The 26239-nt window shown below is 61.7% G+C and carries 20 protein-coding genes and 4 tRNA genes; 4 read left to right on the plus strand and 20 right to left on the minus strand.

What is annotated here, in order from left to right; translation table 11 throughout:
* Window positions 1-555: 555 nt before the first annotated feature.
* From rpsI to ACI38B_RS01555, 5 genes are all read right to left on the minus strand, one after another.
* Entirely contained in the window at window positions 556-1047 is a 492-nt protein-coding gene (gene rpsI / locus ACI38B_RS01535; protein ID WP_015450977.1) for a 30S ribosomal protein S9, read from the minus strand.
* A gap of 21 nt (window positions 1048-1068) precedes the next feature.
* The gene (rplM, locus tag ACI38B_RS01540) at window positions 1069-1518 is read right to left on the minus strand and encodes a 50S ribosomal protein L13 (RefSeq protein WP_033491996.1); all 450 of its coding nucleotides are present in this window, start codon (window positions 1516-1518) and stop codon (window positions 1069-1071) included.
* Window positions 1519-1772: 254 nt separating this feature from the next.
* Window positions 1773-3938, minus strand: a complete 2166-nt coding sequence (gene malQ, locus ACI38B_RS01545; protein ID WP_439729232.1) for a 4-alpha-glucanotransferase — start codon at window positions 3936-3938, stop codon at window positions 1773-1775.
* Window positions 3939-4011: 73 nt separating this feature from the next.
* A complete protein-coding gene (locus ACI38B_RS01550) occupies window positions 4012-4782 on the minus strand; it encodes an AbrB family transcriptional regulator (RefSeq protein ID WP_439729255.1) in 771 nt (256 codons plus the stop codon).
* Between the two features lie 185 nt (window positions 4783-4967).
* A complete protein-coding gene (locus tag ACI38B_RS01555) occupies window positions 4968-5609 on the minus strand; it encodes an IMPACT family protein (protein WP_439729233.1) in 642 nt (213 codons plus the stop codon).
* A gap of 166 nt (window positions 5610-5775) precedes the next feature.
* On the opposite strand from ACI38B_RS01555, the gene ACI38B_RS01560 reads away from it, so the two are divergent.
* A complete protein-coding gene (locus ACI38B_RS01560; RefSeq protein WP_439729234.1) occupies window positions 5776-6354 on the plus strand; it encodes a hypothetical protein in 579 nt (192 codons plus the stop codon).
* 338 nt (window positions 6355-6692) lie between these two features.
* On the opposite strand, the gene ACI38B_RS01565 is transcribed toward ACI38B_RS01560, so the two are convergent.
* A tRNA-Ser gene (locus tag ACI38B_RS01565) sits at window positions 6693-6780 on the minus strand.
* 119 nt (window positions 6781-6899) lie between these two features.
* Here ACI38B_RS01565 and dinB point away from each other — a divergent pair.
* Window positions 6900-8252 (plus strand): DNA polymerase IV, encoded by a 1353-nt coding sequence (gene dinB / locus ACI38B_RS01570; protein WP_439729235.1) that lies wholly within the window; start codon window positions 6900-6902, stop codon window positions 8250-8252.
* Between the two features lie 180 nt (window positions 8253-8432).
* Here the strand turns inward: dinB and dapC are convergent, their stop codons facing one another.
* The 14 genes from dapC to ACI38B_RS01640 all read right to left on the minus strand — a co-directional run bounded on the left by dapC (window position 8433) and on the right by ACI38B_RS01640 (window position 24682).
* The gene (dapC, locus tag ACI38B_RS01575) at window positions 8433-9611 is read right to left on the minus strand and encodes a succinyldiaminopimelate transaminase (protein WP_439729236.1); all 1179 of its coding nucleotides are present in this window, start codon (window positions 9609-9611) and stop codon (window positions 8433-8435) included.
* 159 nt (window positions 9612-9770) lie between these two features.
* The gene (fdxA, locus tag ACI38B_RS01580) at window positions 9771-10097 is read right to left on the minus strand and encodes a ferredoxin (protein ID WP_015450985.1); all 327 of its coding nucleotides are present in this window, start codon (window positions 10095-10097) and stop codon (window positions 9771-9773) included.
* A 10-nt stretch (window positions 10098-10107) separates the two neighbouring features.
* On the minus strand, window positions 10108-11727 hold the full coding sequence (locus tag ACI38B_RS01585) for an amino acid permease (protein ID WP_439729237.1): 1620 nt from the start codon (window positions 11725-11727) through the stop codon (window positions 10108-10110).
* A 227-nt stretch (window positions 11728-11954) separates the two neighbouring features.
* A complete protein-coding gene (locus ACI38B_RS01590) occupies window positions 11955-13154 on the minus strand; it encodes a UDP-N-acetylmuramate dehydrogenase (protein WP_439729238.1) in 1200 nt (399 codons plus the stop codon).
* A 1543-nt stretch (window positions 13155-14697) separates the two neighbouring features.
* On the minus strand, window positions 14698-14868 hold the full coding sequence (gene rpmG / locus ACI38B_RS01595) for a 50S ribosomal protein L33 (RefSeq protein WP_003814458.1): 171 nt from the start codon (window positions 14866-14868) through the stop codon (window positions 14698-14700).
* A gap of 51 nt (window positions 14869-14919) precedes the next feature.
* Window positions 14920-14993, minus strand: a tRNA-Met gene (locus ACI38B_RS01600).
* A 5-nt stretch (window positions 14994-14998) separates the two neighbouring features.
* A tRNA-Thr gene (locus ACI38B_RS01605) sits at window positions 14999-15070 on the minus strand.
* 1 nt (window position 15071) lies between these two features.
* Window positions 15072-15153, minus strand: a tRNA-Tyr gene (locus ACI38B_RS01610).
* A gap of 249 nt (window positions 15154-15402) precedes the next feature.
* Complete coding sequence (locus ACI38B_RS01615; protein ID WP_439729239.1) at window positions 15403-16482, minus strand: histidinol-phosphate transaminase; 1080 nt, start codon at window positions 16480-16482, stop codon at window positions 15403-15405.
* Window positions 16483-16582: 100 nt separating this feature from the next.
* Entirely contained in the window at window positions 16583-20905 is a 4323-nt protein-coding gene (locus ACI38B_RS01620) for a transglutaminaseTgpA domain-containing protein (RefSeq protein ID WP_439729240.1), read from the minus strand.
* 4 nt (window positions 20906-20909) lie between these two features.
* Window positions 20910-21881, minus strand: coding sequence for an AAA family ATPase (locus ACI38B_RS01625; protein ID WP_439729241.1), 972 nt, complete (start codon window positions 21879-21881; stop codon window positions 20910-20912).
* 149 nt (window positions 21882-22030) lie between these two features.
* The gene (gene groES / locus ACI38B_RS01630) at window positions 22031-22324 is read right to left on the minus strand and encodes a co-chaperone GroES (protein ID WP_015450992.1); all 294 of its coding nucleotides are present in this window, start codon (window positions 22322-22324) and stop codon (window positions 22031-22033) included.
* Between the two features lie 186 nt (window positions 22325-22510).
* A complete protein-coding gene (locus ACI38B_RS01635) occupies window positions 22511-23935 on the minus strand; it encodes a hypothetical protein (RefSeq protein WP_439729242.1) in 1425 nt (474 codons plus the stop codon).
* Between the two features lie 69 nt (window positions 23936-24004).
* Window positions 24005-24682 carry a GNAT family N-acetyltransferase gene (locus ACI38B_RS01640; protein WP_439729243.1) on the minus strand — a complete coding sequence of 226 codons (678 nt, stop codon included), beginning with the start codon at window positions 24680-24682 and terminating at the stop codon, window positions 24005-24007.
* Window positions 24683-24868: 186 nt separating this feature from the next.
* On the opposite strand from ACI38B_RS01640, the gene ACI38B_RS01645 reads away from it, so the two are divergent.
* Together ACI38B_RS01645 and ACI38B_RS01650 are read left to right on the plus strand one after the other, a co-directional pair.
* Window positions 24869-25600 (plus strand): 5-formyltetrahydrofolate cyclo-ligase, encoded by a 732-nt coding sequence (locus ACI38B_RS01645; RefSeq protein WP_439729244.1) that lies wholly within the window; start codon window positions 24869-24871, stop codon window positions 25598-25600.
* Between the two features lie 115 nt (window positions 25601-25715).
* Window positions 25716-25907 (plus strand): FmdB family zinc ribbon protein, encoded by a 192-nt coding sequence (locus tag ACI38B_RS01650; protein WP_015450996.1) that lies wholly within the window; start codon window positions 25716-25718, stop codon window positions 25905-25907.
* The last annotated feature ends 332 nt before the right edge of the window (window positions 25908-26239 follow it).

Consider the following 26239-nt stretch of genomic DNA (forward strand, 5'->3'; position numbering starts at 1 on the left):
ATCCCTTTCGGAGCAATCCCTTTCGGAGCAATCCCTTTCGGAGCAATCCCTTTCGAAGCAATCCCATGTGTCAAGGAGTTCTCAATTTCTCTGGATATCGGCGAAATCGTCGAGATATTCAGGAAAATGTCTCAATATCTCCCTCAAATCGCTGACTGACACGAGATATTGAGATATTGCCGTCGATACAGTTCATGTTGGCTCGCGACACATCATTGATATTCTGCGGTTTTCTCGAATCACGCATCGGGTCGGGCGGGTTGCGGAATCCAAATTTCTCGCGCAATCGCACCAACATCAAGAGATATTAGGATATATTTCGCAATTTCTCGCGTAGTCAGGCCATCTGCTCGAGATATTGAGATTTTCATGTGATTACGCACCCGGCAAGCGCTGCTGGGAGTGATTACTACAAGTCACACATGGGAGCCAAGGCACCACTAGGCCGCGCAATTCGCTCACCACCCAAGCCAACACAGCGGTGATACGACAGATGCCGGCACCCTTTCGGGATACCGGCATCTGTAATGCGCGACAACTCGCGTACAAGCGAACTTAACGCTTCGAGAACTGCGGAGCGCGACGTGCCTTGTGCAGACCAGCCTTCTTGCGCTCGACGACACGGGAGTCGCGAGTCAGGAAGCCAGCCTTCTTCAGCGCGATACGGTTCGCGTCACGGTCGACCGCGTTCAGAGCGCGGGCGACACCGAGGCGGATGGCACCGGCCTGACCGGTGGTGCCGCCACCGTCCACGAGGACGATGGCGTCGAACTTGCCCTCAAGCTTGAGCAGCACGATCGGGGAATTCACCTCGCGCTGCAGCAGCTTCGACGGGAAATACTCCTCGAGCGTGTGGCCGTTGATCGTCCACTTGCCGGTGCCCGGAACCAGACGGACACGGGCGACGGCTTCCTTGCGACGGCCGGTGCCGTAGCAAGGTGCGATCTGGGACGTACCGGTACCAGCGCCAGCGTTGGTTTCGGTGGTGTACGAGGTGAGCTCCTCTTCGGTCTCGAGAACCGCGGAGTCGTTGGTGTTTTCAGCCATGTTTCTTTATCTCCCTTCGGTTCACTTGGCCTGCTGAGAAACCTGCGCGATCTCGAAGACCTGCGGCTTCTGCGGGGTGTGCGGATGCTCTTCGCCGGCGAAGACGTGCAGACGGTTGAGCTGCACCTTCGCAAGACGGTTCTTCGGCAGCATGCCACGGACGGCGGCAGTGATGATACGCTCCGGCTTGCGCTCGAGCAGGTCGGCGTACTTGTCGCGACGCAGGCCGCCAGGACGGCCGGAGTGCGAGTACAGCACCTTGTCGAGCTTGTTGCCGGTCAGCGCCACCTTCGCGGCGTTGATGACGATGACATGATTGCCGGAATCGGCATGCGGCGCGTACGTCGGCTTGTTCTTGCCGCGCAGCAGGATAGCGACCTGCGTTGCGAGACGGCCGAGCACCACATCGGTGGCGTCGACGACGTACCACTCATGAGTCAGATCATCTGGCTTCGGTGTGAAAGTCTTCACGATTGTACCTTTTCTCATATTGTGTTCCAAACCTAACCGCCCGCAAGCGCGAAACAGCTCGGTTTTCTTATCGTGGGCTCCCTGAAAGTCCTCGATGGCGAGTGGGAAAGCGCTTTGAAGGACCCCTTGGGAACACAACAGTCGATAAGTATATCGCCTCCCCTGCCCAAACGCAACACGCCACCACGCCGTATATACAACGGTGGCCTGCCGGCATACAACCGACAGGCCACCGCGATTCGCCCGACAATACGTCAGGAATTCATGATTTTCGTCAGCGACTTCAGGCGCTCATTGTCGAAGAGCTTCTCGAGCGGAACGACGTTGCCGTCATAATCCGCAAGCGGGATACGCCAGTTCGGGTACTCGTTGTTGGTGCCCGGCTGGTTCTGCGCGCGCTTCTCGCCGACTGCGTCGGTGATGGATGCCGCGATGAGTTTGCTCGGCGCATCCTTGAGACCGCGATACAGCGCCTCGACAATCTGCTGCTCATTGGCCTTCTCGTCCTTGAGCAGTTCCGCGTCAAGATAGCCGTTGTCGACGAGCATCTTGAGCATCGCGTTGTGCTCCTTGGTGGCCGATGCTTGGAATTCCTCGACCGGGCTGTCCAGCAGGTTGAGCTTCTCGCGGATCTTCACCTGCTCGTACTCGAGGTAGCCGTAGGACGGCGGCATGTCGTGGGTGTTGACCGAAGCGAGCGCATACTCGCGCCAAGTCTTCGGGGCCTTGAACTTGCCGTCCATCTGCTCGAACCATTCGACGGCGCAGCCGAGCACGCCGTGACGGCCGAGCGACTTCGTCACGAAATCGGGGACCACGCCGAGATCCTCGCCGACGACCACGCCGTTGGCGCGCGCCGCTTCGATGGCGAGAATGCCAAGCATGACCTCAGAATCGTAGTACACGTAGGCACCGTGCTTCGCCCCCTTGCCCTGCGGAATCCACCACAGGCGGAACAGGCCCAAGATATGGTCGATGCGGACGGCACCCGCACGGGCGAACATGCCGTGCACCATCTCGCGATACACCTGATATCCGGTGTTTTCCAGCTGGATCGGGTTGAGCGGCGGCTGGCTCCAATCCTGACCCTGCTGATTGAAGTAATCCGGCGGCGCGCCGACCGTGGCGCCCTTGGCGAATCGCTCAGGATTCCACCACACGTCGGACCCGGCAGGATGAACGCCAACGGCCATATCGGCCATCAGACCGATTTTCATACCGGCGTCCTTCGCCGCACGCTGGGCGGATTCGAGCTGCTCACCGGCAATCCATTCAAGCCAGCGATAGAACTCGAGCGTGTCGGGGAACTGGTTGCGCAGCGCCGCGACCTGCGCGGAATCCTTGGCATACTTGCGTTCCCAGTTGTCCGGCGTATCCTCGGGCTTGCCCCACTTGTCGTAGCACAGGCACCACGTAGCATAGGATTCGAGCTCGGTGCCCTGCTCCTTCTTGTACACGTCGAACTCAGCCTGGCGGCCGGCGGAACGTCCCGCCTTGAACACCAGCCACAGAGCGCGCATCTTCATACGCCACATGGTGTCGCGGTCGATGAGCTGGGCGTCACCGTTGAGCGGTTCAACCTGGGAGTGCAGCTCCTCGATCTGCTTACGCGCGGCGTCATCAAGCTGCCGGTATTCCGGAATGGACTCCGGACGAATGTACGTGAAGTTCACGAAACGACGGCTGATCGGCAGATACGGAGACGGGGTCAGCGGAGCCACCGGCTCACTGCCGTGGACCGGGTTGATAAGCATGAAATCGGCGCCGGTCTTGCGCTTGGCTTCCACCAGGAGGGTCTTGAGATCCTCGAAATCACCGACACCCCACGAACCGTTGGAACGAATCGAATACAGCTGAGCCATCCAGCCCCACAGCTGGTTGTTCTTCATCGGGTCAATCAGCTCGATCTTCTCCGGAGCGCTAATCAGCGTGGCGTCCTGCTTGCGGTCGCCGACGCGCACATGCAGCGTGTGGTAGCCGATTGGAAGATCCTTCGGCAGGGTCAGCGAGGCGGTCGCGACGAACTTGCCGTCCAACGAATACGCCTGAGAGCCGTCGCCTGCCCCAGCGACAAGCTCGCCGTCATACTGCCGGCCATCTTCCAAGGTGATGGTCGCCGACGGAATCTCAAGGATGCCGGTATTGACCAGCACGGAGTCCTCCTTACCGACCGTATGCAGGACGGTCGGAGGAACCAGACGCGCGTGGCGTTCGTCGAGAATGGTGCGGATGGAACGTTCGATGGCCTCATCGTTCGACGCATCCACGCCAAGCGCCGCGAGTACCGCCACGAGGACGTCGTCCTCGATTTCGTGGTAGTCGTTGCTTTGGCCGACATAGCTGGTGCCGATGCCGACGAGCTTGGCAAGACGAATCAGAGGACGAGCGAGGCGCTCATCGTTTTCGGTCTTCTCTGTCATACGTTTAAGTGTAAGCCCAAAAAGCGACCGGAAGAAGACGAAATCCCGGATTCATCGACAGTTTTCTGGGATTTTAGTTTGATTCGCCCGTCTGTTCGGCTTCCAATCTGCGCTGTGCGCATCGCGCCACGGACGGGGAGGCGTCGGCGCTCAGGCGTTGCAGGGTCTCCCGCGAGGCCTGCGGATTGAGCGCGACCGCGCGTCGTACCATGCCCGCGAGGACGGCCGGGGCACCGGGTTCGCACGACACGCCAAGCGTGGACAGGAAGTCCAAAGTATCCGCGTCGACTTCAGGGTTCTGTGCCCCTTCAAGACGCATCTTCCAGGATGTACGGGGGTTGCGCAGAGCGGCGTCCCGCACCGACGGGTCAGGGTCCTTGGTCAGGCGCCCCACCAGCCAGTTCTTGTCATCCTGATTCGCGGCGACCCCACGACGCACCTGAGGTTCGGGATCTTCCGAGAGTTTGACCAGGATATTCGGGAACGGCATTTCAGTGGCCAAAAACACCCGGTCTTCAAGCGGCGTATGCTGATTGCCCGCGACCGCCTCAAGCAGTGCGGTGGCACGGGAGAAGGCTGCTTGCAGCGAACGGTCCGGCAACGGGCGACGCGCGTATTCGTGCAGCTCGGCGACGTCATCGGTATGGCGCAGGCGTTCGTAGGTGACGGTCAGCGGTTCGAAGGACGCCGCTGCGGTGTCGGGCGTGGCGGAGTCACCGGACGCGTCGGGATCACCCGGGGTGGCGGAATCCGGTACGCCGGCATCGGACGCGTCGGAATCCGGCGTACCGGCATCGGATGCGCCTGCGTCTGTCTCGGATACGTCGATGTCAGGCGCGTCGATATCGGACGCGTCGGTATCGGATGTCCCGACGTTCGGCGCATCAGCAACCGATCCGCTTTCGGATTGCTGATGTTGAAGCTGCTCGTCTTGAGGCTGACCCTCCTGCAACTTCCCCTCCTGTGAGGCCGCAACCGCCTCTTCGTGTTGCGATGATGTCGTCTCGCTCATGCCGTCACTCATACCCTTCACTGTATCGCCCGGTGTTCGACACCGATCTGTTCGGCGTGCACCGATCCACTGAAGGCCTCGACGACACGCGCGCTGAACGCCTCTGCCTTCGATTGCTCAATCAGCGCGTCAAGCCGCACGACATCGGTGTACTGTTCGTTGTCCCGCACACCCCCGGATTGCGCGATGAGATGGGTGAGCGTGTCAAGCTGCGGATAACCGACCGTCATCCGCAACCGCACGCAAGTGGCGATCCTTGCGATATCCGCCGCCTTGACCGCCAATGACGCCGCCGAAGAGTATGCCCGCGTCAAGCCGCCGGACCCCAGCAGAATCCCGCCGAAATACCGGGTAACCGTCACCACGCAATCGGTAAGATGATTGGCACGAAGCACATCGAGAATCGGCTTGCCGGCAGTGCCCGAGGGCTCGCCGTCGTCGCTCATCCGCTCTGCGAGCCGCCCTTGGTCTCCGCATATCGCGGCATAGGCCACATGACGGGCCTTCGGGTGGCGTTCGCGAATCGACTCCACGAAAGACATCGCTTGCGCAAGCTCGTCGACATGGCAGATGTCGGCGATGAACTCGGACTTCTTGTCCGTCAGCGACCCTTGTGCGGGAGCGGATGCGGGGTTGAGCACTGTGAATGATTCAGCCATAACAGATTCCACGATAGCGCATGGAATGATGACGCACGCACGGCTGGTATTCGATTCGGCCTGATGCGCTGGACCGAATGCATTCCAGTGAGGCGCTATCGCGGATGTCGGGTGACGACGGCGTGTAGCACCGCCCGACACGCCGAGACACGCCGATGCACGACGCATGAAGTACCAGAATGTGAACATATTCAATAACGCAAAAATGTTAACGCAAAACCAGAATATTTGCGCGGGAAATCGGGATGACAACGAATGCAGTTTTTCCGCTGTTTCGAGCAATGGACCATCAGAAAATGCTGAAATTCCGCCATTGTGTAGATACAATGAAAGTACGGAGACGGCGGACAAAGGCGTACCTCCGGCTCCGCCCTACGTTCCGGCGGACAACGGAGCCCGCCACATTGCGATCATCTGCCTAGGCGACATCTCAATATCTCGCCAGAACGGCTTTTCGCGTGAGATATTCAGAACAATCTCCGAAAAACTCTCGATTGGGACGAAATCGGCGATTATTTCAGATTCGCCGGTCGGTATAGTGCACGGCCAAAACCCAACAATCGTTGATATTCCGCGCTTCCGCTCCTCCCGCGATGCCGAGGATGGCGTAGAAAAATCTAAATATCTCACGCGATTGGGCTTCGAACGCGAGTTATTGAGATATTTTTCTCAATATCTCGCCGAATCGGCATCAAAATGCGAGATATCGAGACTTTTCCGGCAGACGTGGCTTCTCCCAGCGTAGGTCTTCTCGGCTCGGAGGCGGCTGGCATGGAACGACTGGCATGGGGCGGTTGGAATGGAACAGCTGGTATGGGACGGCTGGTATGGAAAGACTGGCATAAGCCCGTTGGCATGAGGCGTTTGACATGGAAAGGCTGGCATAAGCCCGTTGTTATGGGACGGTTGGCATGAGACGATTGGGATATCCAGTTACATCAGCCAGTTGTCTGAGATGACAGCCTTTCGGGAAACTGAAGAGGGTTCCGGGAAGGGGGTTCCGGGGATTGGGCACCGTGCGACACGCCGATAAAACCGTTGAAGAACCAAGAAACCCGCCATTCCCGGCGGGTTCCATTGAAGCGGAGTCAGAGGGATTCGAACCCTCGAGCCGCTAAATGCGACTAACACCTTAGCAGGGTGCCCCTATCGGCCACTCAGGCATGACTCCACGTTGCGCCGCTGAGCGCAACATCACATTACCATACCACCTTTCGCCGACGAGTGCACATCACGCCACGCCCATCGCCGCCCGCAGCCGAATACCCGGTCCCGGCTTAGGATGGATGCATGAGCACCGCACCACGACTTCAAGCCGCCAAACGAGACTGGGGACATGACGAAACTGGCTGCACGGTGCTACATATCGATATGGACGCCTTCTACGCCTCACTGGAAATCGCCCGCAATCCCCGCCTCAAAGGCAAACCGGTGATCATCGGCACCGGAACACGCTCCGTCGTATCAGCAGCAAGTTACGAGGCCCGCGCATACGGCGTGAACTCCGCCATGGCAACCGCACGCGCCCGCCAGCTATGCCCCAACGGCGTGTTCCTGCCCGTCGATATGAGCTATTACCGCATGATGTCGCGGCGCATCTTCGACGAAGTGTTCAGCCAAATCACCGACCAGATCGAACAGGTATCCGTCGATGAAGGCTATATGGACGTATCCGGCGCATTGCGCCAGTGGGGCCAACCGAGCCGCATCGGCGCCTGGATCCGCGCCCAAGTCGCACAGCGCTACCACATCACCTGCTCGGTGGGCATCGCTTCGAACAAACTGGTCGCGAAAATGGCATCCACCAACGCCAAACCGGATGGCATGCTGCTCATCCCGGTCAACCGACAGGCACAGTTCGTGCAGATGATGCCTCTGCGCGGCATTCCCGGCATCGGGCCGTCTTTGGAACGCAAACTCAACAGCTGGGGCATCACCAGCGTCGCCGACCTCGCCACCACCAGCGAAACCGCACTCGCACAAGCCACCGGCTCGGCCATCGCCGCACACAATCTGCACATGGCGGCCTGGGGGCTCGACGAACGCGTGGTCACCCCGCATACGCCTGAAAAATCCATTGGTTCGGAAAGCACCTTCGATGAGGACACGCATGACGCTCGCCAAGTGCGCGGCCTGCTGCGACGCTGCTGCGATGAGGTCGCGCGCTCCCTACGCGCACGCGGGCTGATGGCCCGCACCCTGACCGTGAAACTGCGCTATGCCGACTTGTCGTATACGACACGCGCAAAAACCATGGATCATCCGGCGGACGCGGCAAGCACCCTCTACCCTCAGGCGGTAGAACTGCTTAATACCACGTTGGGACTCGCCCCCGACACGCCGGACACCCTCCCGCTCCCCAAGGAAATCCGGCTGGCTGGCATCAGCGCAAGCGGCCTGATTCAAGCTCGCGGCGCGGTCATACAGCCGACGCTGGAGGACATGCTTGAGGAGCATGAATCCACAAGCGGCGAATCACGCTCCACCCGACTGCGCGACGCCGAACAGGCGATGGATGCCGTCCGGCAACGCTACGGGCTCGGCGCGGTCAGTCTCGGTGTCGGCGAAGGGCAGGATACACGGCATCGCGCGGTGTCCAACTCGCGCACTGCCCCGGATTCGCATCGGCCAGACCACGATTAACCGCGGCACCGGGATTAGCCGCCGCACGACCTACAGCTGCACGGCCCACAGCCGACAAGCAGCGCCTTCCCAGCGTCATTCCGGCAAGTCAAGAGACCCGCCTGACCCACCTCACTGCCGTCTGCCTGTCATTCGCCGCAATCTGCCCGATACCAATCAGGCAGCCAATCAAGCGGCCAATCAGGCGGCGTGTCGCAAGGCCGAGCACGCCAGTTCGATGGTCTCGTCATCCGCCGTGGACGAGAAGCGCAACGAATCCGGCGCGCCGTAGAACTCGCCTGGGCTGGGGACGATGCCTAGATCGGCGAGCGCCGCCATATCGTTCCAGCAGTCGCCGCTCAACGCCTTGACCCACACGTAGAGCCCTCCCTGTGGCATGTGCGCGTCATAGCCGTAATCACGCAGCGCACTGACAAGCGATTCGAGACGGTACCGGTAGCGCTTCCACTGGTTGTGTACGGATGCGACATCGCGCAACCCGGCAGCCATCGCCGCCTGCACAGGTCCCGGAATAATCAGGCCGAGCTGTTTGCGATATGAGGACATGTGCTTGATGATGTCCGCGTCGCCGGCGATGAACGCGGTGCGATACCCGGCCATATTCGACTGTTTGCTCAGCGAATACAGCATGAGGATGCCCTTGGCGCTCCCCTCGCATACCGCGGGCGACAGCACACACGGCGTGGAGGACAGCGAGAAGGAATTCGCGGCCTGTGCCTCGTTGGAGTCATCGTGAGTGGAGGAAGTACGCCAGTCCATCATCGCGTAGCATTCGTCGGACAGCACGACAGCGCCGATTTCGCGCGCCGCGGCAACGATGCCTGCAAGCTGGTCGGCGGACAGCACCGCCCCGGTCGGGTTTGACGGGGAGTTGATCCAGATGGCTTTGACTCCAGGGATGGACCGCCAGGAATCCGTGTCGGCGACATCGTCGACCTTGTGTACTGAGGCTCCCGCGATTTGCGTGCCGATTTCGTATGTCGGATAGGATACCTTCGGCTGGATGATGACATCTCCCTGGCCGAGGCCGAGCAGTGAAGCCATCAGTGCCACCGCTTCCTTGGACCCGACCGTGGGGACGGCACCGGCGCCGACCTCATCCATGTCGACACCGCGGCACACGCGCATCCAGTGGGCGATTGCCCCGCGCAAATCATCGGTGCCGATGGTCTTGGGATATCCGAAGGCGTTGCGTTCGTTGGCGGCGGCGGCGAGCGCACGCTGCACGGATTGCGGGACCGGATCGACCGGGGAACCGACGGACAAGTCAATCTGCCCGTTCGGCGTGTTCATGGCTGTTTGCCGGTATGTGGCGAGTTTCGACCAATCGTAGGTGTTATCGAATGCCGCGAATCCCATGATTTGAGCTCCTCTCCGCTCCAGCGCGGGTTTGCGTCTGGGCTTCCGCCGCGCACCAGCCGGCACTCAGCCCGACCCAATGCGACGGGTGATGACGAGATATACGAGGACGGCCGTCACACGAAAGGTGCGGCGGCCGTCCAACACGCCTGAATGTTCTCAGGACTCCTGGTTCTGCGGCGGCAGGGCGGCCACCTGCGCGGGGTCCTTGCCGATCGGGCCGGCCGCTGACGCTCCGCCCAGATCGCCGACTTCGTCGAAGAAACTCACCGCGGCGTCCTTATACCAGGCCCACTCCTCGGGAAGATCGTCCTCGTAGAAGATGGCTTCGGTCGGGCACACCGGCTCGCAGGCACCGCAATCCACGCATTCGTTGGGATTGATGTACAGCGAACGTGAACCCTCGTAGATGCAATCCACCGGGCATTCGTCGACACAGGCTTTGTCCTTGACATCGACGCACGGCTGGGCAATGACATAGGCCATGGCTACCTCCTCATTCGTCATCCACACTACCCACGGTTGGGGACGTGGACGCGGGGGACGCGGGAACCGATGAGTCGGGCGAAGACGCCGCGGACACTGACGACGTGGGCATGTCCGCACGCACATCCGTTCCACCGGGCAAATGATCGACCAACTCACCGTTGCCGAGCCGCGAATGCCGGTACGAGTATCCGAAGTAAATCATGAAGCCGATGGCGAGCCACACCAGGAACCGCAGCCAAGTCAACACGCTGAGATTGAGCATAAGCCAGAAGTTCGCGAGCGCGATCAACACCGGCACCCACGGATTGCCGGGCATGCGGAAGGCACGCGGCAGGTCGGGCCGCTTGCGCCGCATAATCGGGATGCCGAGCGCCACCAGAGTGAACGCCGACAATGTGCCGATATTGACCATATCCGCCAGAATATCGATATCGAAGCAGGATGCGACCAGCGCGACAATCAGACCGACCGCGATCTGCAAGCGCGCGGGAGTGCCGTGTTTGCCGACTTTCGACAGACCTCGCGGCAACAGACCGTCGCGGCTCATCGCGAACACGACACGCGTCAGGCCGAGCAGCAGCACCATGACGACAGTGGTCAAGCCGATAACGATACCCAGCGAGATGATTTTGGCCGCCCAAGTCGCCCCCGCCAGTTCGAAGCCGGTCGCCAATGACGGGCTGTCTGCCTTCGCGAGCTGTTTGTAGGACACCATGCCGGTCGTGACGACGGCGACCAGCATGTACAGCACAGTGACCAACGTCATGCCCAAGCCGATGCCAAGCGGCACGTTGCGACCGGGGTTTTTCGTCTCCTCGGAAGCGGTGGCAACCACATCGAAGCCGAGGAACGCGAAGAACACCAGCGCGGCTCCCGACAAAATCCCCGGCACGCCGTAGACCGTCGGCTTCATACCGGTCATCCACTGCCACAGCGGCTGCATCATCGCACCGCTCGCCGACGCGCCACGAACGCTCGAAGCCGGCTGTTCAGGCGGGATGAACGGCGTGAAATTGCTCGCTTTGACATAGAAGAAACCAACAATGACGACGAACAGCACGATGCCGATTTTCAGCACCGTCAACGCGCCGTCGACACGCGTTGACAGCCGGGTGCCGAGCACCAGCAGCACGGTGAAGAACGCCACAATCACCAAGGGGGCAAGATCGATGGTCAATCCGCCGACTTGCACTTGCGTAGAGGTATTCCAGCCAATCAGATGCAGGAAGTCATTCAAATAGACGCCCCAGTATTTCGCGATAACCGAACCGGCCATGAGCATCTCGAGGATCAGATCCCAGCCGATAACCCAGGCGACTAGCTCCCCCATCGTCGTATAGGTGAAGGTGTATGCCGACCCGGCGACCGGGATCATCGACGCGAACTCCGCATAGCACATGACGGCCGCACCGCACACGATACCGGCGATCAGGAAGCTCAGAATCGCCGCAGGACCCGCATGGTAAGCAATCGCCTGGGCACCCACGGAGAATATCCCCGCGCCGACGGCGACAGCGACGCCCATCATCGCCAGATCCCACACACCAAGCGTGCGCACCAGCTTGCGCTCGTTGTCTCCGGTTTCCGCGAGCGTCTGCTCAACTGATTTCGTTCTGAAAAGATGCATACAGCCCTCAGATCCTCTCCTCAATGCGCTGTGCCGGTATGCCATGGATGACGGCAATGTTCGCACGGCGTCTGATTGTACTGCCGTCTGAACGGCGGGTGCAGGTCATGGCCGCAATCCGGCGATTTGCCGATTGATTGTCGTCTGATGAGCCCGGATTGGCTCGCGTCGGGTCTGGTCTGTTCCGGTTGGAACCAACCTGCCACGGTCGCCGTGCCCGCAGGAGGTCACAACGTGACGCCGACGAGCACGGGTTCGGGAACCAGCCGCACGCCGAACGCCTGTTCGACGCCGTCACGGACCGTCCGGGCGAGTGTCGCGATATCCGCCGCACGTGCCGAACCGCGATTGGTCAATGCGAGCGTGTGCAGCGTAGACAGGCTCGCCGGGGCGCCGGCTGCGACAGCGTACCCCCTGTGGAATCCGGCATGGTCGATCAGCCACGCCGCAGAAGTCTTGGTGCCCGGCTCGCCTGACGGCAACACGGCGGGGAATCGCGGGGCGTCCTGAGGCAGCCTGGCCGCCTGCGTATCGTCAAGAATCGGGTTCATGAAGAAACTGCCGCAACTGTGCCGGTTGAAATCCGGGCCGTCCGAACCGGTCGCCTCACGCTGGGATTGCAATGCCGCTTGTACGGTGTCGGCACGTTTGGCGCCAGCCATGACCGGGATGCCATACCGGCGGGCATCTTCCAGCATGCCTTTGGCGGCACGCACCTTGAGCACGGCGTCGCGAATCGCCGCAACCGGCATACGGTCTCCGACCTCAACGCCGAGCGCCTTGGCGAGCTGTCCATAGCCGACGGTTCCTTCCGCCCCGCGGCGCAGACGGAACGTTACCGACAGAACCACGAAGCGCGGGGTCGGGAAAAACCTGTCGGACGGCTGCGCAGGAGCGGCGTACATGCTGGCTTTCAGCGCGGACATGCGGTACCCGAAACGCAAATGCTGCGGGTCAAGGGTCACCGTGCGTGATTCCTCGCGATCCCAGGCCTCGACTTGGGCGACACCGGAGGCGACCTCCTGGCCGTACGCGCCGATGTTCTGCACGACCGACGCGCCGACCGTACCGGGAATCCCTGAAAGCCCCTCGACGCCTTCAAGCCCGTGGGCGACGCTCTCGGCGACGAAATCATCCCAGTTGCAGCCGGCGTCCACACTGACGGCGACCGCATCGTCCGCTTGTGGCGAGCCGAAACGGATGTCTTGGCGCGCGTCCCGCACGACAACGCCGTCGAAAGGGGTGTCGGCGGCAAGAAGATTCGATCCCCCGCCAATCACGCTAAGCGGGAACCCTGCGGTATCAGCCTGCCGCACAGCGTCGATGACACCGTCGCGGGTGTCGGGAGTCAGGAAGGTGCGGATCGGCCCGCCCACACCGATGGTGGTCAGGTCGGCGAACGTCGTGGTGCTGTGCTCTGTGGTCATACCCGCCATACTAGCCGCAGGCTTGCCGAGGGGCATGAGCGCACCGAAGCGATACCGCAATGTGTCCTTTGCAGGCCCGATATGCGTTGCGACTGCGAGCTTGTCAGGTGTCTGAGTTTGGGCTGGGAGTCTCGCGTGCCGGGGGTTGGTCGCGTGAACCATGCACAGGAACGTGCAGACCATGTTGGGGCTGGGCTGTCGGGACTGGGATGTCGGAATCCGAGACTGGGACGTCGTCGATGCCGATGCCAGGCTGGCCCTTCCAGAGCACGTGGCTCGTCAGCTGCGACCGCAATCCGGCTGACGGGATTGCATTGGGAGAGCTAGGAATTCGCCCGATGCGCGCATAAACTCCCCCATCAAGCACGGGAGATTATTGGAAATCCGCCGTTCTGCGGATAATCTGCCAACAGAAACGTTGGAAATCCGCGATTCGAGAAACCACCCCCAAAGCCGAAATCGGGAGAATACCGGCGATGCAAACGGCGCGCCCAGCGCAGACAGTTTGGGAAGACATACAAACTAGCGACGCTAACAGCACACTCAGCGTCACCAGTTTGGGGTAATGGTCCAACAGGTGTGTCTGGAATCGCGGGCGAGGGCTTGTACCGGCATACGCGTCACGGCTCCGAATCTTCTGCCTGGCATTTTCCAGCCCGGCCGGAATATTCGCCCGGCATCCCACGGGACTGCTACGAGGCAACGTCGACATACCCGGTGGATGCCATGGCACGGCCCGGCACCTCCACGGGCCTGCTACGAGGCAAGGCACATGAGTGGGTTCGCGTATGCCTTGTGGCGTATGCCCGGACATACGCCACACGCCGGACGAGGCATGTCCCACCCTGTCTGGAAACCATAATGCCGGCTCGCGCATGTTCGGACATACGCCACATGCCAGATGGACAGCATCAAGCCCCACTCCGGAGTCATCATGCGGAGCCGCGTATGCCCTGGCATACGCAAACCGGCAGACACTAGGTGATTTTGTCGTCTCCCGCGGCCTCCATCCGGTCGCGCATGCCATCACATACACGACCAGACAGAACACCAACAACCATGACACCAACCCCCACACACCGGCACGCTATGCATGCCACGTCATACACCACACGCCAGATAGTAGGCGTTCCGCACAACCTGAGGCCCGTAATGCCAGACAGCGTATGGCTGGACATACGCGAACCGCAGGATACGGGCCGGCGCTGCCCCTTTCCGGCGAAATCTGACAAGATACGCATACCGCGACATACAGGATACGCATAGAGACCGTACGCATAGAGACCGGAATAACGCCCCAGACTTCCACACGCCCCACCATCGGACACACATTCGCCCGATACCCCTTATGACCCCACAAACTGGTTATGCTGACAACCCTCCCAGCGTAGACAGTTTGTGAGGGAATGAGGAATACGAGGATGAGGCTACGGGAGCGCCGACGACCCGCCAGACAACTAAACCGCTGACGGCCCGTTGGATAACAAAAAAGCCTGACCGAAGTCAGGCTTTCTCGCAAGCGTGATGCCACGCTCGAACAGATTCAGCGGGTTTCGCGATGAACCGTCTGCTTGCCGCAACGCGGGCAGAACTTCTTCAGCTCAAGACGGTCAGGAGTGTTACGACGATTCTTGGTCGTGATGTAGTTACGTTCCTTGCACTCCGTGCATGCCAGCGTGATACCCGGACGGATGTCGGCGCTCTTGCTTGCCATGTTGGTTCACCTCTGTGGTCGATTGCTTACCGGCGGTGTCGCCGGCCTTTGTAGCGAGGAAGAGACTCGAACTCTTGACCTTACGATTATGAGTCGTACGCTCTAGCCAGCTGAGCTACCCCGCCATGAGAGCCTCGAGTGAGAATTGGACTCACGACCTCTTCCTTACCAAGGAAGTGCTCTACCACTGAGCTATCGAGGCGTGGCTGGTAATGGATTCGAACCATTGAAGCACGAAGCGCCTGATTTACAGTCAGGTCCCTTTGACCGCTTGGGAAACCAGCCCTTGCCGCAAGCGACCTAGCCGCAACCGGCAACTTGGCTATAATGGCATTTTTGCGGGACAAATGCAAATCAGGCGTGTCGCACACCGGAAATTACCCCACCAAATCGGCGGTATTTCAGGCGACACGCCGTGGCTGCACATCAGGCCCGCAAGCCCCGCGCATCAGATCCGCACGACCACGACGCAGCCGCCCGCAGCCCAAGCGCAACCACAGCACATCCGAAACGCCGCCGAGGCGCGTCCGCCGATCAGAATCCAAGCCGCTTGAGGTCGGCGCAGACGCTAATCACCCTGTCGTTCGCCTCACGCTCGCCGATCGAGATACGGATACCCTCACCGCTGAACACGCGCACGGACAACGCCGCCTTGACGAAGTGTTCCGCCGCCTCGTCGGTACGCTCACCGATCGGCAACCAGAAGAAGTTCGCGTACGGCTCAGGGAACTCCCATCCCTGTGCACGCAAGGCCGCAACCACGCGCGCACGTTCCGCGACCAGCGCCTTGACACGCTCGTCCAGCTCGTCATAGGCGTCCATGGACGCGAGTGCCGCGGTCTGGGCGATCTCTGTGACACCGAAGGGAATGGCCACCTTGCGCATGCCGTCGATCACATCGGCCGGGGCGATACCATAGCCGATGCGCAGACCCGCAAGTCCGTACGCCTTGGAGAAGGTTTGTGCGACCACGATATTCGGGTATTCGCGGAACAGGTCCATCGCGACATTCGTGTCGGCGGCGGTGTTGAACTGGATATACGCCTCATCGAACAGAACCAGCACGTCCTTGGGCACGGCGGCCATGAGCTTGCGCGCATCCGCGTCGGACAGGGATGTGGAGGTCGGGTTATTCGGATTGTTGACGATGACCAGGCGCGTGTGCTCGTTGATGGCGGAAATCATCGCATCGATGTCATGGCTGCCGTCGGGACGGTTCGGCACTTTCACGCTGGTCACGCCCGCGTTCGCCACGATAATCGGGTAGGCTTCGAAACTGCGCCACGGGTAGACGACTTCGTCGCCGGGGCCGGCAACTAGGTTGACCAGCTGGGTGATGACTTCGGTGGATCCGCAGCCCAGGACGACATTCTCCGGTTTAACACCGAACTGGTCGGCCAAACGCTCCACAACCGCCGTTCCGCGCATGTCCGGGTAACGGTTCATACGGCCGACGGCCTTGTCTACGATGGCTTGCTTAACGCTGGCAAGCGGTTCGTACGGGTTCTCGTTGCTGGAGATTTTGTACGCGGTCAGACCCGGCGTCTTCGGTGCGGGCTTGCCTTGCTTGTAGCTGGGAATGGTATCGATGATTGCACGATGTAGGTATGCCATGACTCAATCCTATACGCGGCGGCGTCAATCTCCCCGTAACATACCCGCAGGAAGGTCACCATGCGGACATCAGCCCCGCGGCGTGTTGCTTCAGACGTCTTCACCGCCGGCGGAACAGCGACATGGGCATGAACCGGCGGCGGTCTTCCACGGCTGCGCGCACATCGGCGGCATCCTTAAGTGACGGCGCCGGAACATCATCGTGCCCGAATACGCACGCGGCGGCCCGACCGGCGACTTTCCCAGCCGCCTCGCAGGCGAGCGCGACCCCTACGACATCGGCGATATCCCGATCCGTGGCCGTTGCAGGCCATCGTGCCCCGCAATCCCACGCGGTGTCCTGAAGCTCACGCCACGCGTCGACCCACGCGGACCTGACCGGCGTGTCGTCGCCTGTGCCCTCACGCGCTGCACGGTCGAACGCCCGTAACCGGCGACGTCTCCTGTGCGAACGTATGCCCATCGGGACGCAGCATAGCGCCCCCAATCCCGCGACGGCCGCCAGGAACACCATCCACTGGCGGACCGGCAAGCCCGCCTGAGAAGCGTCATCGCGTCCCTGCATCCGGGAGGTGGACCCGCCAATGGAGCCCGATGACGACGCCGAGGCGGAAGCCGACGGGGACGCAGACCCTGAAGCGGAAGCCGAGGGCGACTCAGACGGGCTGGCCGATGACGACGTAGTCGAAGAGGGACTCTGGCCGGCATCGGACGATTCCTCGGACGCCGCCGGGGTCACATCGAATGGAACCCAGCCAATCCCCGACAGGTAGGCTTCATCCCAGGCGTGCAGCTGTTTCGCGCTGACGCTGTACGACCCGTTCTCATCCACCACTCCGCTCGTGCTGTAGCCGAGCACCATGCGCGTGGGCACCCCGAGCGCCCGCCCGAGGATGGCGAATGCGCTCGCATAATGCGCACAGTAACCACTTTTGCGCTTGAGGAAGCTGCCAACCATCGCGATATTGCTGTCGTCTCCGGTTTCATCGCCCGGCACGTCTAGGGAGTAAGTGAAGCCGTTCGAGGAGAAATACCTGACCAGATATTGCAACGCCTGTTCCTGCTCATTGAAGGTGGCTCCCTCGGACGGTATGCCATCGGCCTTCGCCTGGGAAATCACCGCCTTGACATCGGACGGCAGCCTCGCCGGAAGCGACCGGTAGCGGGCGAGCACGGCCTTGTCAAGCGCGTCGATGCGGGCGAACGGGTCGGACCCGTCGACCAGCCCGCTTTCCAGCGCTACCGATATCGCAGACGACACGGTCATCCCCGCCTTGGCGAACAGCGACGTGACGACATCGGCATCCGAGAAATCAGCGGCGCCCACGGTGGCGGGAAGCGCAAGCATCCAGGTCCCGCTGCCCGAATCACGCACGAGCACGGCACTGTCTTTGTTCGGATTGAAACCGATGGCATTGGCGAACGACGTGCTCAGTGTGTACATGCTGGCACTTCCCGGATCGTCGGAATCCGCGTCGCCGCTGTACCCGTTTTCCGACCACTCGTAGGCGAGCGCCCCGTCGAAAGTGTCGGAATTTGCGACGGTCAGGATGCCGTCGCTGCTAACGACGGGGATGAGCAGCAAATCGCCGACACGCCGGGCGGCACCCGAGGACGCCCATCGTGCGCGCTCCGCATTCGCCGTGGCAGCAGGCGGCACAGTCAGATGGCCGGTGTCACGCAAGGTCAACACGGCTTTCTCAATGGTGTCAATCTGCTGGAAGCCCAAGGACGAGGTGATCGGATCTATATAGATGCCCGTCGTCGTATAGGATTGGCCCCGCGTCGTGGTGGCGGTCCGCGACGTGATGCCGCCGGAGGAATTGTCGGTCCAGTCGCCGCTGACGCCGGAATAGTCAAGCAGCAAGCCGCCGACCGGCAGCAGACGCGTGCTGAGTTTGTCGATGGTGACATCGGTTTCGGCGATTTTTATCCCGAGCCAGCTGTCCGCGACGTTCGTGGAACCAAGCGACCCGTTGTTATACGTCAGATATGTTGCCAACGGCTGCGAGGCGGACGAGTATCCGCCTGAGGACGCGGCAAGCTTGGAGGCGGCTTTGTCTACATTGGATTGCAGATTGACGAATGCGGTGGAGGAGCTGCGACGATACAGATTCGCACTCGCCGACAATGTGGCGTCGAAATTCCACGTATCGCCGTCGAAATCATCAAGCGTGGCCATACGCAGGTATCGCGCCCTGTTGGACTGGTAGGTCAAGGCCGTAGCCGAGGAGCCCGCCGTCAGGGAGCGTTTGAGATCGATCATCGGGTTGATGGTCGTGGAACTGAACATGCCGTTGCCCGTGTCGAAGGCGAGCGGGATCGACCGCGCGAGTGCAAGCCCCGCCGACGTGCAAGACGTTACCAAGGCCATCGTCACCACCGATGCGACACACGGCATGAGCGGGGATGCGGCGTGCGGACGGACAGACCACCACGCCAGGGCGAGCGATGCCGCCAGCGACAGCACCCCCACCCACGGCACTTCTTGCAGCATCGACACATTCGCCGCCGCACCCACAACGACGGGGAGGATGCCCATCCACGGGATTACAGCGGGAATGCCGGCAAGCAGCCGGACAACCAGCATCACCCCGACAACAGCGACGATGATGGCGGCATCCGACGCCGCACCCATGTTCAACGGCGGCACTTGCACATACAACTGCTTGAAACCTGATGCAATCGTTGTCGCGAATCGTCCCCATGCCTGGGTGAACGGGACGTGCACGACGGTCTGCTCGCCGCCCGCGGACACATGCGTGTAGACGGGATGCCACGGCAGGAATCCGAGGGTTTCACGCAACCGTAACCCGGTAGTGACGACCCCGGCCATAAGGGCTGCGAGAACGAATACGATGCCCCGGATCGCCGCCGTCAACCGCCTGCGCTTGAAGCGCCCCGGTGTCGGAATTTGCGAGGTGACGGCTAGCGCCGCGACGCCGATCCGCGCAAACACCGGCCACCACAGACCCTTCCCTTGGACCAGCATCAGCGCCCACTGCACGCTCAGTTCCATGGTGAGCGCCACAATCGCAGCCCGCAAAAGCAGTCCTGCAGCTTGTGTCACGACCCACCGGCGTCGCCCGGATTGTCCGGCAGGCGTGTGGTCGTGGCGCGGCCCGGATTCGTGGGCGATGGGCAGCCGCGCACCGATCCGACGGATGTGTCTGTGCGCGGATGTCTGACCGTTCAAGGGTTCACGGCCTTCGACGGCATCATCCTCACTGTCATCCATCTCATGCGAGCGCAACCGGTACGAGGCGTGGTCGCTCTGGACCGTCACCGTCTGCACATTCGGCTGCCCGGCGGCGTGCAGACTTGCGACGAGCCGGTTTGCTTGGGTTGTTGCGGCGTTCGTGCCGTTCGCCGGGTTTACGCCGCTTGCCGCGCTTGCCGTGATGACGACCACGCTGACCGGCATATGTTGCGCAGACGCGGCATTGCACACGGTTGCAGCCATATGATCGGCGTCCCCTCCGGCCTGCAGCGAGGCGATGAGCCGCATGGCCTGGCCTGAGGATGTAGCGACCGCTTGTCCGTCAGTGACAATCAGCTTGCCGCCGTGCCGTTCCAAGCCGGCACACAGACCGGCATACCGGCTCATCGCGGCGTAGGCGACGGCATCAGCCTGGGCGTCGGTAGTACAGGAGGCCATATCGCATACGAGCATGACCGCATGCACCATGCTGCGCGGGGCGCGTTTGACCACGAGACGGCCCGCGCTGGCGCTGCGTTTCCACGCGATGCTGCGTACGGGGTCGCCGGGCTCATATTCACGCAAGCCCGCGAATCCGAAAGTCGCCCGTCCACCGCCACGCGCACCTGACGCAGTTTCGCCGGCGGTCACGTTGACGGGCCCCGGCTCGGGAAGAATCACCAGTTCCGCATCATCGGGGATGACCGTACGCACAACAAACAGGCCGAGCGGCTCACGCCATGACAATACCATGCCGACACGCCGATACCATCCACGCTGATCGGGGACACTGCCGACATACTCCTCCGGATTGAGCCGGATGTACGTGCCAACCGTGCGGATATCACGCGGCAGCATCGCCGCCCGGCAGAGCCGACGCCACCGAGGAATCCGTTCCGTTCCCGAAGCCGTGTCCGCGGCTGTATCCGTCCCAACCGGCCGCCCAAGCTGAATACGCCGTACTGCAACCGATTGCACGACACCCCAGCACCCGGACATCAGCCACACCGACGTCCACGCGATGGCCGCGGCTACCAGCACGCGGGCGTCGAAGGTCAATGCGGCAAGCCACAATGCCGCAATCGCCAAGACCGCAACCAGCCCCGCGACACCCGGGCGGACGCACCCGCGGCGCATCTTCCACGGCACGCCCGCTCTGCGCAAGCGGGCTTGGCTGGATGCGTGGCGGACAGGCTTGCCGCCGGCTGACGATTCCTCGGTCATGTGATCACCTGTCGGACGCCCGTGGGACCGGGGTGCGCTCGATTAGCGATTCCACCAGCTGACGCGCCAGACCGGTCGGGGCGGTGCCGTATCCGGCGTTCTCCAGCACCAACCGATGCGGCAACGCAAACGGGGCCGCCCAACGCACATCGTCAGGAAGCACGAAATCCCTGCCCTCATACAGCGCCTTCGCACGGGACAGGGCGGCGAGTTGCAGGCTGCCACGCGGCGACACGCCGTAAGACACGCCCTCCATCGTGCGGGTGGCGGCCGTCAATGACACCAGATAATGGGCCACCGGCTGCGAAATCTTCACCACGGCGCAGGTATCGCGTATCGCCTGCATCTGGTCGAGTTCCGCGACACGATGCAATCCTTCAAGCGGTCTGGACGCATGATCCGACATCACCATCCGCTCCTCCGTCCCGGCAACCGGGTATCCGAAGCCCATGCGGACCATGAACCGGTCGAGTTGCGCCTCAGGCAGCGGATAGGTTCCTTCAAGCTCAATCGGGTTCTGCGTGGCGACGACGATGAACGGCTGCTCCAGATGGTGGGTCTGTCCGTCCACAGACACCTGTCCCTCGCCCATCGCCTCCAACAACGCGGACTGCACTTTCGGATCGGCACGGTTGATTTCGTCGGCGATCACGATATTGGCGAAAATCGGGCCAGGATGGAACGCGAAGGACTCCATCGCGCGCGAATACACGTTCATGCCGAGCAAATCGCCCGGCAGCAAATCCGGAGTGAACTGAATCCGCCGTACCGTTCCGCCGATTGCCGTGGCCAGGGCTCTCGCCAACGTGGTTTTGCCGACTCCCGGAACGTCTTCGAGCAGCACGTGACCGCCGGCGGCGAAGGTCAGGACCGTTGCTTCAACGGTCTCGCGCGGGCATGCGAGCACCGCGTTCAACGCATCGGCAACGGCATGCAACATGTCCCGCGCCTGTGAGGTTCCCATCGAAGTGACCATATGCTGTCCCCTGCCTCGTAGCAGATGTCGTGTCGGAATGCACGACCAAGGCCATCTTACCGCCCCGTTCGCGCCGCGTGTCGCGTCTGATTTGGCTAGGCAAACAAAAAGGCCCCGGCATGAGCCGAGGCCTTGCAAGACGCGGAACGTCAGTTCAGGATCGCGAGCACGTCGCGGGCGGAGACGATCAGATAATCCTCGCCCTGATAGTGCACTTCGGTGCCGCCGTACTTGGAGTACAGCACCTTATCGCCGACCTTGACGTCCATCGGGATGCGCTCGCCCTTATCGTCGCGACGGCCGGGGCCGACAGCCAGCACTTCACCCTGCTGCGGCTTCTCCTTGGCGTTGTCCGGGATGAACAGGCCCGAAGCGGTCTTGGTTTCGGCTTCCGCCTGCTTGACAATGATCTTGTCTTCCAACGGTGTGAGTGAGATCGACACTGTGGACCTCCTCTTTCTAAGAGAAATCGATACTTCCCGCGCCAGGACATCGCTTTCAAGAGGCTGACGATCACTATCAGCGCCGTCCCTTTGCGCTACACCTCATCGTAGCGCGTTGTTAGCACTCTGCCAACTCGAGTGCTAACGCTGAGAGTGAAACCCTAGGAATCGCAACGATTGCAGGACTCAAGAAGAGCGGCGCTGCAGCACTGCACGCAAATCGTGACCCAGCGAATCGGTCGTTTCCTCAGGCACGTCCACATGCGCGTTCGATTCGGCATGATGGAAGGATTCCGCGTTGTTCACCGGCGTGTCGCCTTGATCGCCCTGTGCGTGCTCTTGCGCGCGTTCCTTGACCGGAACCGCTTTGGCGACTTGCCGGGTTGACTTGATTTCCAAGCTCTCCGGGGCATCCTGCTCCGCATGTTCTTCGATGTTGCGCGGTGCGCCCCACGAGAAGGAGATGAGGTCCTGATGCCGCCCAGCGGCCATGTCGAACACATCCAGCGAGGATGCAGGGCTCACTTGGCTGAGTTCAAGCGTCTGGTCGGCAGGCTCAGGTTGTTCAGGCTGTTCAACCCGCTCCTTGCGCGCACCGGGTTCGCCAAGCCCGGCGGATTCGCCATGCTTGGCGGCGGTCGGCTCGGCAGTTGCGGCAGATTGCGTTTTACGCGCGTCCGTATCGTCGGTCGCGGCTTGCGTGGCGGCATCATTTCGCCCGTTCGCTCCGCGAGCGTCCCGGATATCCCGCACCGCGCCGGCATCAGCGTGCTGCTGCCCGCCTTGCGCTGCGGCATCCTTGCGGTCGTGGGAACCGGCTTCCGGAACGGTTTCAGCGCCCGCAGCCGGACGGGACGCCCTGCGCGCCAACTTGCGGTCGCGTTCGGCCATGCCCTGTTCAACGGCGCGATGAATCTCCTGCTGTTCCATCAGCGAAGTCTCCACAGCATCTGCCTGGGCTTCCGGCGTCTGATCGACCGACGCTTGATCGGCTGGCACCGGGGCGGAATGCTCCGCGGCCTCAACACCTTCGGACACGCTGCCCGACACGCCATCGACGGCCTTGACTGCCGCGACATGTTCCCCCGCGGTCTGCGGCTTGCCGGAACGTGTGCGCTCGCGACGCTCCTGCGCCAACAGCTTGGACACCTTGGCCTCCCACGCACGCGCATGGCGGCTCGCCCGGGCCCCCAGAGCAATCGTCAATACCAAAAATCCAGCCGGAATCAGCACATACAACGGGGAGAAACGCAACAGATACGACAGCACGCCCACGACAACGCAAGCCAGCAACAACACACACGCGATGATGCGGCGACGGCGGATTGACGCCCTGCGCAGACGACGGACCTCGGCGATATGCTCATGGGACACCCGCGTCCCCTTTGCCTGTGCTGGCCGCATCACAGCCCCTTTCGTCACCGGCGAATGACCGTCCGAAAACCTCGTACCGCTGTGCTCATCAATCAGATGCAGCGACGGCGAATATTTGTCCTGGCGGCGCCTGATCACCCGCTTCATGCTGTCAGCTGTCCTTGTGGGCAGCCATCCGGCGATGAAGAGTATCAGCACCGCAAGCACAACAATAGCGCTGACACCTTCATAATCCATAATCACCTAGAATAGGTGACCAAGCTGAAAATAGCAGCACAGTTCCGGGGCGTGTCGCGCAGCCGCGCATCAGGCAGATGGCGGCACCTGACCGCGCGCGGCGAACGCTGCGGCGAGACCGCCTGAGGGACGCTCCTGTGCGAACAACACATACGATTCATGATCGCGCCACCGGCCGTTGACATGCATGTACTGCCGCCGCAACCCCTCGTCGATGGCACCCAGCTTCTCCGCCACGCGACGGGAACGATGATTGTCCGGAATGATCGCGATCTCAATACGATGCAGCCGCGGTCCGTCCGGGCAATCAAAGGCCCAATCCGCCAGGATGGCGACCGCAAGCGGTGCGATACCCCGCCCGGCAACCGCCTCATCAACCCAATACCCCACCAGACCGGTACGCATCGCGCCATACGTGATAGCGCCCAGCGAAACCTGCCCGACAATACGCCCGTGTTCCGTGATCAGGAACAGCACGCCCGAACCGTCGCGTTCCCGCCTGCGCATATCGCACACCCACTGGTTGAAGGTCACGCCCGGGCCGCCAAGCGGATCGTCGGAATCCCACGGGGACAGCCACGCCTGGTTACGCCAGCGCAAGGTTTGCAGCTCATCCTCATCGTCAAGCGTGCAGGGCCGCAGTTCAATCGGCGTGGCACCGGCCGGGGCGGTCAGGAACTTCGGCATCACGAATTCGCGCGGCGGTCTGCCGTGCATGATGCCGCGGAATGATTGCAGAACAGACATCGGTTTCATTGTGCCACACCATCGCGCCGGGGCATCGTGTCAGATCATCGTGCGATATCATCAAGCAACATCATCAAGCAATATCGCCGTGCAATATGATTGTGCCGTTTATGCGTCATCGCGCCGTTTATGCGTCGCGAGGCACGGATGGAACGCCGACTCCACGCGTTGTGGTATCCGTGAAGTATGACCACCACAGATAGCGATTGCGCATCGACGACAGCCGCCGCAATACCGGCGACCACAGGACCGGATGCGACGCCGGGTGCCGCAATACCGGACGCCGCAATACCGGCCACAACCCGAGCGGCAGCACGTGCACAGGCGAAACGCGCGGCACGGCATCAAGCCCTGCAACGTCGAGCAACGCTGAACGCCCAAACTTTCGACGACGCGCGTGTCTCGCTCGTCTCCCGGGCCGAACCGCTGATCTCGCCGCTTGCCCACGGAGCAACCGTCGCCGCATACGTATCCATGGGTACGGAACCTCCGATTGATGGAGTGCTCGAACGCCTGCTCAGACAAGGAGCCCGGGTGCTGGTCCCCCGACTCGGATCGAGCAAAGAACTGGTCTGCGCATGGAGCGAACTGGACGCTCTTGAGCGGCTCCACGACATGCCGCGTAGCGCTTCCGGCGGTTTGCGGCCTCGCGAACCCTCCGGACCGGCACTTGCGGCGGACAGCCTCGGGCAAGCCGAACTCATCCTTGTTCCGGCGTTTGCAATCGATGCGCACGGCTTGCGGCTGGGACGCGGCGCGGGGTGGTATGACCGGGCGCTACTGCACGCCTCCCCTCAGGCCACCATCATCGGCGTGTGCTGGCCATGGGAGGCGAACGTGCACGACCTGCCGCGCGACCCGCATGACGTGCCGGTCGGCGGTATTCTCACCCCGGAAAGCCTGACGATATTCGGCTGATTCGCGCGCTTATCCCGGTTCGCAATACGAGAACACCATGAGTGTCACCGAATCGACTAGGATATGTACGGATTACGAAACGTACCGACCTGTCGATTCTCGTGGAGGGAACACCGTGCCAACCTATCATTACCGTTGCAAGAACTGTGGCTATGATTTCACCGAACAGCAGTCATTCAGCGACGCCCCAATCACCGTATGCCCGCAGTGCGGACAGGAGCGTGTGCGCAAGGTCTATGCCGCGCCGTCCATTGAGTTCAAGGGCAGCGGCTTCTACCGTACTGACAGCGGCAGCTCCTCGAAGTAGGCTGATTACGCGGACTTCATGTGCGTTTGAACTGTCAAGTCCAGACGACACCGACTTTCGACGCCCCTGCGGCCTGTGCTGCGGGGGCGTCGCCGTATTCGGATGCGCGATGTACGTAAGTGCGCATGATGCGCGGGGTGTACACGACGCCGCGGTACGAACACGGTGCGAACACAATGCGCAGTGTGTAGCGCGACGCGAACACAATGCGCGGAACGCACGCGACGCCGTGGTTGGCGCGACGTGCGCAACGCCGTCACCTTCCACAAACTATCTACGCTTACGCCCTTCTCCGCGTAACCTGTTTGTATGACAACACAAACCACGCACGC

The sequence above is a fragment of the Bifidobacterium sp. genome (assembly GCF_051876855.1).
In the GTDB taxonomy this organism is placed as follows: domain Bacteria; phylum Actinomycetota; class Actinomycetes; order Actinomycetales; family Bifidobacteriaceae; genus Bifidobacterium.